This window comes from Verrucomicrobiales bacterium (assembly GCA_016793885.1).
In the GTDB taxonomy this organism is placed as follows: domain Bacteria; phylum Verrucomicrobiota; class Verrucomicrobiia; order Limisphaerales; family UBA11320; genus UBA11320.
The window spans coordinates 1-8,779 of the sequence record JAEUHE010000132.1 but is presented as its reverse complement, the minus strand read 5'-3'; the positions used below and the strand labels follow the sequence as shown (position 1 = coordinate 8,779).

The window sequence follows — 8,779 nt, the reverse complement described above, 5'->3', positions numbered from 1 at the left end:
ACCAGCTCGATGTCACCCGCGCCCTCCAGTCCGCTGTTGTGATAAACGGTGCCGGAGGTAAATACCTCGTTCAACACTCGGCGGGCTCCGGCAAAACCAACTCGATTGCCTGGACGGCTCACTTCTTCGCCGAGCTGCACGATGCAGCGGCCCAGAAAGTGTTTGATACCGTGCTGGTCGTCTCCGATCGCACCGTTATTGATACCCAGCTTCAGGAGGCGCTGTTTGATTTCCAACGACAAACCGGCGTGGTCGCCACCATCAAAGGCAATGACGCCAGCAAGAGCGCCGAACTAGCAGCCGCCTTGTCCGGCGATAAGAAAATCGTCGTCTGCACTATCCAGACGTTTCCCTTCGCACTCAAAGAAGTTCGCAATCTGGCTGCCACCAAAGGCAAGCGTTTCGCGGTCATCGCGGACGAGGCGCACAGTTCCCAGACCGGCGAAGCCGCTGCAAAGCTCAAAGCCGTGCTCTCATCGGAGGAGCTGAAAGAACTGAGCGACGGCGGCGAGGTCAGTACCGAGGACCTTCTTGCCGCCCAGATGGCAACGCGGGCCAACGATAAAGGCATCACCTTCATCGCTTTCACCGCCACGCCTAAAAACAAAACGATGGAGCTGTTCGGCACCACGCCCGATCCGAGCAGGCCCGCAGGTCCCGACAATCTCCCCGCGCCGTTCCATGTCTACTCCATGCGCCAGGCCATTGAGGAAAAATTCATTCTCGATGTCTTGCAGAACTACACGTCCTATCGCCTCGCCTTCAAGCTGGCGCACGAAGGGAAGGACTACGACGAGAAGACCGTAGAGCGCAGCGCCGCCATGAAGGGCATCATGGGCTGGGTGCGCCTACACCCATACAACATCTCCCAAAAGGTTCAGATCGTCGTGGAGCATTTCCGGCAATACGTTGCGCCGCTTCTCAAAGGCAACGCCAAGGCAATGGTCGTGGTGGCCAGCCGCGTTGAAGCCGTGCGCTGGAAACTCGCCATCGAGAAATACATCACCGCGCAGAACTACAAAATCGGAACGATGGTCGCCTTCTCGGGCGAAGTGAACGACTCCGAATCCGGGCCGGACGGTTTCAGCGAAACCAGCCGTACCCTCAACCCGAACCTCCGGGGCCGCGACATCCGCGAGGCCTTCAAAACCGACGAGTATCAAATCCTCCTCGTTGCCAATAAATTTCAGACCGGTTTCGACCAGCCGCTCCTATGCGGCATGTATGTGGACAAACGCCTCGCAGGCATTCAGGCCGTGCAGACGCTTTCGCGCCTGAACCGCTCTCATCCCGCCAAGGACACAACTTACGTTCTCGATTTCGTCAATGACGCAGCCGAAGTCCTCGCAGCCTTCAAGACTTATCACACAACCGCACAACTGGCTGCGGCGACCGACCCCAACCTGGTTTTTAATCTGCGCGCGAAGCTTGATGCCGCAGGGCACTACGACGAATTTGAAGTGGACCGCGTCGTCGAGGCCGAACTGAAGGGAGCGAAGCAAAGTGAGCTGGTCTCCGCCATCGCCCCCGTGGAAGACCGGCTGATGAAACGATACAAAGCCGCGCAGGTGGCGCTGAAAACCGCAAAGGAAAAGGCGGATGAAGCCGCTACGAAAGCAGCCCAAGACGAGATCAATGCGCTCGTCCTGTTCAAAACCGACATGGGCGCATATATCCGGCTTTATACCTTCCTGTCCCAGATTTTCGACTACGCCAACACCGCCATCGAAAAGCGCGTCATCTTCTATCGGCGCTTGCTGCCCTTGCTGGAATTTGGCCGTGAACGCGAAGGCATCGACCTCTCCAAGGTCGTCCTCACTCACCACAACCTGAAGAATGCCGGGCGGCAGCCCATGCCGCTTTACGCCGGAGAAACACCCAGGCTCGACCCCATCACCGAAGCTGGCAGCGGCATGCTGCACGATAGGGAAAAAGCCTTCCTCGATGAAATCATCCAGAAGGTAAACGACCTGTTTGAGGGCGATCTCACCGATCAGGACAAGCTGGTCTACGTCAACAACGTTATCAAAGGCAAGTTGCTGGAGTCGGAAACCCTGCGCCAGCAGGCGGCGAACAACACCAAGGAACAGTTCGCCAATTCACCTGACCTCAAATCCGAATTGCTGAGCGCCATCATGGGCGCACTCGATGCTCACAACCTGATGAGCACGCAGGCTCTCAACTCGCCCGCCGTTCAAAGCGGGATTAAGGACATCCTCCTCAACCACTCCAAGCTCTACGAATCCTTGCGCAGCAGGGCTTCGACATGAAACCCATTCGCAAGTGAGATGGAAAGCGTCGACACAAAATCATACCCAATCGGTAACTTAGGTAGGAAAACGCATGCACCTCCACTCCTATAGGCTCAGGAATTACCGGCGGATGCGGGACGTGCATATTGAGCTCGCTTCAGATATCTCGATATTTGTTGGCCCAAACAATAGCGGCAAGACGTCGGCAACTCAGGCCATTCATACATTCTGCGCAGGCTCGAAGGAGAAGCTCTCGCTATACGATTTCAGCTCGTACTGCTGGAAGGAGTTCGACAGGCTAGGGAATCTTCCGGAAGGAAATGCAGACGATTCGGCTCTTCCCTCGATCGGCCTCGACCTTTGGTTTGAAGTGGTAGCCACCGATCTGGTTTCGGTGATACCGCTATTGCCAAGCACAGCTTGGGAGGGCACGCAGGTCGGCATTCGCATCGAGTTTGCAGCGCGCAATCAGGCGGACATCCTTCAGAGGTTCCGCAGCGCTCGACAAGAAGCGCAAGCCAAGGCGGCCGCCTTGGAACAACGGGAGAACGAGAAATACGTTCCGTGGCCGAAGAGCTTCACGGATTTTTTGCAAAAGGAGCTCTTAAACGAATTCGAGTTCAGATACTTCGCACTGGATCGCGCTCAATTTGACGATGCCCACCAGCCTCAGCCGGGTTACGAACCCCTGCTACTGGCCAATGACCCTGGCGGTGCCACAATCTTGAAATCACTTCTCAAGGTCGACAATCTCAGTGCACAACGGCACCTTTCAGACCCGTCGTCAAGCGGTGGGCAGAGCGTGGGAAGGACGGAAGACCTCTCTAAGCGGCTGAGCCGATTCTACAAACGGAACCTGGACCAACGCCAGGACGACCATCGCGCTCTCAGGGCTTTGTTCGACTCGGAGTTGGGTCTCAACGCGCATCTGGCCGACGTATTCAAGGATACACTCGACCGCCTTTCCGAGCTTGGGTATCCCGGCCTCAATAACCCTAAGCTGGAAATTCGCTCCGGCCTGAATCCGGCGACCCTGATGAGCAGTCAGGACGCCCGGGTGCACTATGTTCTTGGCAACGACACGGACGCTCTACGGCTTCCCGATTCCTACAACGGGCTCGGGTTCAAGAACCTCATTTACATGGTGGTCGAGGTATTGGACCTGCACGCGAGGTGGGTTTCCGATGGGGAAAATCGAGCACCCTTACACTTGGTTTTTATTGAAGAGCCTGAGACGCATTTGCACGCACAACTCCAGCAAGTGTTCATCCGCAAGGTGCTGGATTTGATGAGGGAGAAGGCCGATCCGGAAGCCGCCTACTGCAGCCAGACTGTTGTGACGACCCACTCGCCACATATTCTGTACGAGCGGGGCTTTAAGCCGATCCGTTACTTCCGGCGGCAATACAACGGCGGTGAGCAGACGACACAGGTTTTGAACCTATCGTCATTCTACGCAAAGGACCCGCACGAAGGAGACTTCCTGCAGCGATACCTGAAGCTCACGCACTGTGATTTGTTTTTTGCGGATGCAGCAATCCTGGTTGAGGGCAACGTCGAGCGGCTGTTGATTCCGGTGATGATTGAAAAGGAAGCAGTTTCCTTGCGATCAGCATGCCTCACCATCCTCGAGGTGGGTGGCGCCTTCGGGCATCGCTTCAAGTCGCTCATCGAATTCCTCGGTCTGGTAGCGCTCGTCATCACCGACTTGGATAGCGTTGCTCTCGTCGCCAACGAGCAGGAGAAGGACGACGACCAAGATACTGAATTCGAAATCCCGAACGAGAATGAGGAGCAACCTCCGGTAAGGAAGACTGGCAAGACTTGCTTGCCGTCTCAGGAAGGCGCACTCACCTCAAACCAAACATTAATCCAATGGCTTCCGCAAAAGCAGACCATCGCCCAACTGTACGCTGCTAACGGCGTCGACAAGACCAGCGCAGCCCCGGACGGGAAAGGGTTCAGAGTTCGTGTTGCCTATCAGGTTCCGTTGGATGTGACTTGGAACGGTACGACAGAGAAACTTTGCGGTCGAACGCTCGAAGAAAGCTTCGGCCTCGAAAATGCAGATTGGTGCCAGGCTCAGCGAGGCATCGGCCTGAAATTGCGAAGCGCACCTGCAACTCCCGCCGCGCTTGCCTATGGTCTCCACAAACGGGTGACAGGACGATCCTTTGATAAGACAAAGTTCGCTTTGGCGGTGCTTACCGAAGCGCCGAAGGACTGGAACGTCCCACTCTACATCAAGGAGGGGTTAGCATGGCTGAATGGTCAGGTCAGTCTTGAACTCCCGGAGTCGCAACCCCAGCCAACCGATGCTTTCCCTGCCGCCGTAGAGGTTACAGGAGGTGCTGGAGACCCTACGGAGGGCCTCGGATGAGCAGCAGTCGCGCCAACCGACAGGATACCGCAGCGGACCGTGAGCTTTACGACTGCCTTAATGCAACGCCTCCACGCAGCTTTCTTATGATCGCAGGCGCTGGGTCGGGCAAAACGACTTCCTTGATTAAGGGACTCATGGAGATTCTGGCCAAGCATGGCGGAAGAATGAAGCAACGCCGCCAGAAGGTCGCCTGCATCACATATACTGAGGTTGCTGCTGGAGAGATATGGGCGGACGTTGGACAAAACCCCCTGGCTCACGTTTCAACAATTCACAGCTTCCTTTGGGTTCTGGTACGTGCCTTTCAGTCGGATATCCACGCTTGGGTGACAAACCGGATTGACGAGAGGCTCACGGAACTGAGGGAAACTGCTCGAAACTACGGGCCGCGAGTCCAGAGACGCACGCGCGACAAGAATCAGCGCGATATTCTCCGTTATGAGCAGCAGCAGGCACGTATTGGTAAAATCCGATCCTTCACCTATGGGACCGGTAGTGATTACGTCAAAGGAATCTTGGGGCACGACGATATCATCAACATGGTGCCGGATATCATCACTGCACGCCCTCTCATGAGGCGTCTTGTGGCACAACAGTTTCCATTCCTCTTCGTCGATGAGAGTCAAGATACCACCGAGAAGGTCGTGACGGCTTTGAAGGCAGTAGACCGCGAGCAGGGAGTTGGTTTCTGCCTGGGCTTCTTTGGTGACCCAATGCAGCGAATTTACATGACAGGCATCGGGGACGTTTCTGCAGAAACGGGATGGAGCATCATCAAAAAGCCTGAGAATTTCCGCTGTCCAACCTCAGTGCTCCGCGTGGCCAATGCGATCAGGCGAGACGGCGACGGTTTGATTCAAACTCGGGGACGGACGGCTACCGTCGAGGGTGCTGACCAAACGGTGCCAGGTAGCGCACATCTCTTTATTCTTCCGGCTGATGACAGACGCGACGAACGATTGAGGCAGGTCCGCGCGTGGGCCGCTCGGGAGCATTCGGATCCCGCATGGCAAGCTGGTGAAAGCGTCGACGCGGTTAAGCTTCTAGTCATCGTTCACCGCATGGCCGCCAAGCGCCTCGGCTTCGGCGATTTGTATGCGGCCCTGAATGACAAAGCGCCGGACAAATTCAAAAACGGCTTTCTGGATGGCACCGCATGGCCCATTCGCCCATTTTTTAACTTCGTTATGCCCCTTGTGAACGCTGCCAATAATGGGCGCGAATTTGAGGTGATGCAACTTCTGCGCACGAGATCTCCGTTGATGGACCCTCAGAACCTCGGCGGAGTTAATATGGTTGGACGCCTGGCAGAACTGCGGCGGATCACACAGGCGCTGCAAGACATGCTGAAACCCGGAGCGACGGCAACGGTCGCCAATGCCCTTCTGCTTCTCCGTGATTCTCAAATCCTGTTGTTGGACCCCCGAGTTCTTTCGTACCTCGAGTCTTCCCAACAAAACGAAGTTAAAACGGATGACACTGCTGACGAGCCCGCGAACGACGATGACGGTGCAGAATTGACCAGAGAAGTCGCGTCGATGGGCGCGTTCCTTCGCTGCCCAGCATCACAATTCTGCGGGTTCTACTGTTATGTCAATGATGCTTCACCTTTCTCCACGCAACAAGGCGTCAAAGGCGCAGAATTCGAACGAGTTCTCGTGGTTCTGGACGACGACGAAGGAACTCATGTGCAGTTTTCCTACGACAAATATCTTGGCATTAAGCCGCTGTCAGAACGAGACGAAGACAACAGACGAGAGGGCAAGGAGACCGCAATTGAAAGAACGAGACGCCTTTTTTACGTTTGTTGCACCCGCGCAACGAAAGACTTGGTTGTTGTGTTGTTTACCGAGGACATTGAAACCGCCCGTCAGCGGCTGCTATCGCGCGCGATTTTTCCCGAATCATCCATCCATTTGGAAGATGGGCTCCCTAATGCCAGTGACGGCGGAAGCCAACTGGCCTCAACCCCGGTTTAGGAATGCTACGTGGTGGCCAGTTGGCAATGGTGAAGCGCGAGTCTCCTCTGCGGCGATGCTGTATAGCCGAAAGCAGCGTCCCTATTCTCCGCTTCTAAACGGTAGCGATGGCTCTCCATCAAATCCCTGTAGCCGAGCGGACCCATTTCGCGGAATCGCTTGTCGAGGTGTTCAAGAAGCTTTTGGGACAGGCTCCAACTAACCGCATGACCGAGTTCCAACGAACCGACGTCCCTAGGTCTCACCTAGGCGACTATGTTCTTGAGCGGATCGGTCATCCTCCCAAGCAACTCTGAAAACCAACTTGGACAGGAGTTCATAGAGCGGCCGATCCGACTGGGTCGGGCCAGCCCACCAGGCAAGTAGCTCCAGCGCGGCGGCCTTGTGCGCTTGGTCCAGTCGTCGAAGCTCAAGTCCGCCGCGCCCTTCATATCCGGCGGGGTCCGGTCGGCCAACCAGCCAGAACAGGAAGCTCCGAGCGGCTTGGCTTCCGCTGGTATCGCCAGTGGCAGCCTCGGCGAGCATAGCCAACGCGGCTTCCGGGACGGGAGCCGGTGGGCGCGTTGCGGCACGGAGCCGTTCCAGGACCCAGGCTTCGTCTCCGCTGTCTGACTGAAGGACCTCCGCTTTTGTGACTTCGTTTCCGGTGTTCTGTTGGTTTGTATGTGGCATCAATACTCTTCAGGCAGCAAGACGGGGGTTGTTTCACGATTTGCTTGGACATTCTGAGGAATCAGCACCGCCGCCCGAGTTCGGGTCCTGTGGATGCTGCAAGATCTGCGTGCCCACTCAACCTTCCGCGTCTGGACGCCGGGCAGTCTGCTCACAGATCCACGAGTGGGCCTGGTCGATCGCCTTGGCCAGAGGGAGCAGATCATCCCTCCCGAACGACTCGCTGGTTTTCCAGGTCTCTCCGTCGCGATAGATCCGGCTTACCGTGGTGTTGTAGTGGCTCCCTCGTTCGGATTCGTTTTTCCAGACCGTGGCTTTCACTCCCCCCAGCCGGACCTCGTGCACGGGACGATCCTTCTTCGGACTAACGCTCGTATTTAGCGATACATTTGACATACGCTCCTCCTTTGAAATGGCCCGGGCCTCGATCTTTTGGCGAGCTCACGGGTTTTGGGGATCCATACCATAGGTAGACGCCGGAGCCAAGGGGTGCAAATCGGCTTTCCTGTAATCGCGCACGTCACGAAACTGAAAACGTTGGGTTTCTTTGTTGAGTTGATTTCTGGAGCTTGGCTAACCTGCCCCCACAAATCATGGATGAGCGTGGACGAGGGGTGGCGGCGCAAGGGGCTTTCGGCCCCAAGTTGATCATCGCCCTTTTGATTCTCCTGCCCACCTGCTGGACCCTTTCTGGCGCGGCCCCCGAAACCAACTGGTCTCCCCTGGGGGACGCCTTGACCGCGGAAAACGCCGGCCTCTTCGTGGGGGTGAACGATTACCCCAAGGAGACGATCCTACCTCTGAAGTTCTCAGTGAATGACGCGGTCGCGCAGGCGGAGATGTTCGTGATGCGACTGAAACTGATCCCCGCCCAGCGGTGTCACCTGCTCCTGGCCGGTAGCCCCACCGCCCGTTACGCACCGCGATTGAAGGCGCTACAGGACGCGGGTGCCGTCGTCGTTCCTAGCGCCGGTCGTGCTACAATCCTGTTTCACCTTGAAACCGTCCGACGACTGTCCTCGGGCAGCAACAGCCTGCTGATCGTGTCGTTCAGCGGGCACGGCAATGAGTATCGCGAAACCCCCTATTTCATTCCAAGCGACGGCCTGGCGGGTATCCCTTCCTCCTTCTTGTCACTCACAACGGATGTGGCCAACAATCTAGCCACGACGGGTCGGCAGAAGCGGTTGCTGTTCATCGACGCCTGCCGTCTCGATTTTGCTCCCGGCCAAAAGGGCAACTACCGGTTACCAGAGGTAACTGCGGCCTTCCGCCAAGCGTTCGCGGAAACCCGCGGGCTGGTGACCCTGGCGTCCTGCGGCGCGGGCCAGGCCAGCTTGGAAGATCCACGGTCCGAATCCGGGGTGTTTACGGGCAAGCTTTTAACGGCCCTGGAGGAGGGCATCGGGGCGGTGGACTCGGAGTTCATCACGTTGGGACAGGTCTCAGCCTATCTAAAGATCGCGGTCCCCAAGCGGGCAGCAGAGCTGGCA

The 8,779-nt window shown here is 56.8% G+C and carries 6 protein-coding genes; 4 read left to right on the top strand and 2 right to left on the bottom strand.

All coding sequences use genetic code 11. The features are described 5' to 3' along the window. The 3 genes from JNN07_14660 to JNN07_14650 form a co-directional block, all read left to right on the top strand. On the top strand, nt 1-2,270 hold a 2,270-nt coding region (locus tag JNN07_14660; protein ID MBL9168979.1), incomplete at its 5' end, for a type I restriction endonuclease subunit R. Nucleotides 2,271-2,343: 73 nt separating this feature from the next. Continuing rightward, nucleotides 2,344-4,632 carry an ATP-dependent endonuclease gene (locus JNN07_14655; GenBank protein MBL9168978.1) on the top strand — a complete coding sequence of 763 codons (2,289 nt, stop codon included), beginning with the start codon at nt 2,344-2,346 and terminating at the stop codon, nt 4,630-4,632. Continuing rightward, nucleotides 4,629-6,614 carry an ATP-dependent helicase gene (locus tag JNN07_14650; GenBank protein MBL9168977.1) on the top strand — a complete coding sequence of 662 codons (1,986 nt, stop codon included), beginning with the start codon at nt 4,629-4,631 and terminating at the stop codon, nt 6,612-6,614. The genes JNN07_14655 and JNN07_14650 overlap by 4 nt, the downstream gene beginning before the upstream one ends. 234 nt (nt 6,615-6,848) lie before the next feature. Here JNN07_14650 and JNN07_14645 read toward each other — a convergent pair whose 3' ends face one another. Together JNN07_14645 and JNN07_14640 are read right to left on the bottom strand one after the other, a co-directional pair. After that, the gene (locus tag JNN07_14645; protein MBL9168976.1) at nt 6,849-7,286 is read right to left on the bottom strand and encodes a hypothetical protein; all 438 of its coding nucleotides are present in this window, start codon (nt 7,284-7,286) and stop codon (nt 6,849-6,851) included. A gap of 117 nt (nt 7,287-7,403) precedes the next feature. Next, a complete protein-coding gene (locus tag JNN07_14640) occupies nt 7,404-7,682 on the bottom strand; it encodes a hypothetical protein (GenBank protein ID MBL9168975.1) in 279 nt (92 codons plus the stop codon). A gap of 197 nt (nt 7,683-7,879) precedes the next feature. Here JNN07_14640 and JNN07_14635 point away from each other — a divergent pair. Beyond that, the coding region (locus JNN07_14635; GenBank protein MBL9168974.1) for a caspase family protein at nt 7,880-8,779 on the top strand (900 nt) is incomplete at its 3' end.

Coding starts and splice junctions, on each gene's coding strand:
- JNN07_14655 (MBL9168978.1), top strand. CDS start 2,344: ATGCACCTCCACTCCTATAGGCTCAGGAATTACCGGCGGATGCGGGAC.
- JNN07_14650 (MBL9168977.1), top strand. CDS start 4,629: ATGAGCAGCAGTCGCGCCAACCGACAGGATACCGCAGCGGACCGTGAG.
- JNN07_14645 (MBL9168976.1), bottom strand. CDS start 7,286: ATGCCACATACAAACCAACAGAACACCGGAAACGAAGTCACAAAAGCG.
- JNN07_14640 (MBL9168975.1), bottom strand. CDS start 7,682: ATGTCAAATGTATCGCTAAATACGAGCGTTAGTCCGAAGAAGGATCGT.